Source organism: Mycobacterium nebraskense (assembly GCF_002102255.1).
Classification (GTDB): Bacteria; Actinomycetota; Actinomycetes; order Mycobacteriales; family Mycobacteriaceae; genus Mycobacterium; species Mycobacterium nebraskense.
Genome location: NZ_LQPH01000039.1, coordinates 1 through 1,418 on the forward strand (window position 1 = coordinate 1; position 1,418 = coordinate 1,418).

1 protein-coding gene is annotated in these 1,418 nt (G+C 64.1%); it reads right to left on the reverse strand.

Annotated elements, in window-relative coordinates; all coding sequences use genetic code 11:
• Positions 1-57 precede the first annotated feature (57 nt).
• Entirely contained in the window at positions 58-1,293 is a 1,236-nt protein-coding gene (locus AWC17_RS04585) for an IS256 family transposase (RefSeq protein ID WP_042909891.1), read from the reverse strand.
• Between the last annotated feature and the right edge of the window lie 125 nt (positions 1,294-1,418).

The window sequence follows — 1,418 nt, forward strand, 5'->3', positions numbered from 1 at the left end:
GGTCAAGTCCAGGGACGTGGTGTACGACGTCGTCGTGTGATTCTTCGACTTGGTGGTTTAGGCGGTCAGTGCCGCCGGGGTGTCCTCCTGTTCTGTTGATGGCGTGTGGTCGGCGCGGGATTTGCTGAGGACGTCGAGGCCGAGGTAGCGGCGGGATTCGGCCCATTCGTCGTGTTGTTCGGCCAGCACCGCGCCGACGAGGCGGATTAGGGCGTTGCGGTCGGGGAAGATTCCGACGACGTCGGTGCGCCGGCGGATTTCCTTGTTGAGTCGTTCTTGTGGGTTGTTGGACCAGATCTGCCGCCAAATTTGTTTGGGGAAGGCGGTGAAGGCGAGCAGGTCGGCGCGGGCGTCTTCGAGGTGGTCGGCGACCTTGGGGAGCTTGTCGGCCAGTGCGTCGATGATGCGGTCATATTGGGCTGCAACGGAACCGGCGTCAGGTTGATCGAAGACCGAATGCAGTAGTGTGCGTACCCACGGCCACGATGATTTCGGAGTGATGGCCATCAGGTTGGTGGCGTAGTGGGTGCGACACCGTTGCCACGATGCCCCAGGCAGGGTGGCGCCGATCGCGGCCACCAGACCGGCGTGGGCGTCGGAAGTGACCAGACGGACCCCTGATAGGCCGCGGGCGGTCAGCGACCGCAGGAAGGTCAGCCAGCCGGCCCCGTCCTCGGCGGTGGTGACGTCGATGCCCAGGATTTCGCGGTAGCCCTCGGCGTTGACCCCGGTGGCGATCAGCGCGTGCACGTTGACCACCCGGCCTGCTTCGCGAACCTTGAGCACCAGGGCGTCAGCAGCCATGAACGTGTACGGGCCTGCATCCAGTGGCCGGGTCCGGAACGCCTCGACCGCGGCGTCGAGCTCTTTGGCCATCACGCTGACCTGGGACTTCGACAAGCTGGTGATGCCCAGAGTCTCGACGAGTTTGTCCATCCGCCGCGTCGAAACGCCCAGCAGGTAGCAGGTAGCCACCACCGTGGTCAGGGCCCGCTCGGCGCGTTTGCGCCGTTCCAGCAGCCAGTCCGGGAAGTACGAACCTTGCCTTAGCTTGGGAATCGCCAGATCCAATGTGCCTGCGCGGGTGTCAAACTCGCGGTGCCGATACCCGTTGCGGGAATTGGTGCGCTCGCTGCTGCGCTGGCCGTAGCCGGCACCGCACACCGCGTCGGCTTCGGCGCCCATCAGGGCGTGAATGAAGGCGGCCAACAACTCGCGCAGCACATCAGGGTGCGTGGTGGTGAGTCGTTCGGCCAGCACGGCAGACAGGTCGATATCGTGGGCAATGGTCATCGCGTTGATTCCTTTGCTCGAGTGACTTTGGTCGGTCCCTCGAAGAATCACGCGATGACCTTCATTCATCCGGCTACGACACGCCGGTCATCACCGGCTCGTACACCACTCTGCTGGACGCAACT

Excerpts from the sequence above, each read along its gene's own strand:
- AWC17_RS04585 (WP_042909891.1), bottom strand. The coding sequence starts at position 1,293 with ATGACCATTGCCCACGATATCGACCTGTCTGCCGTGCTGGCCGAACGA.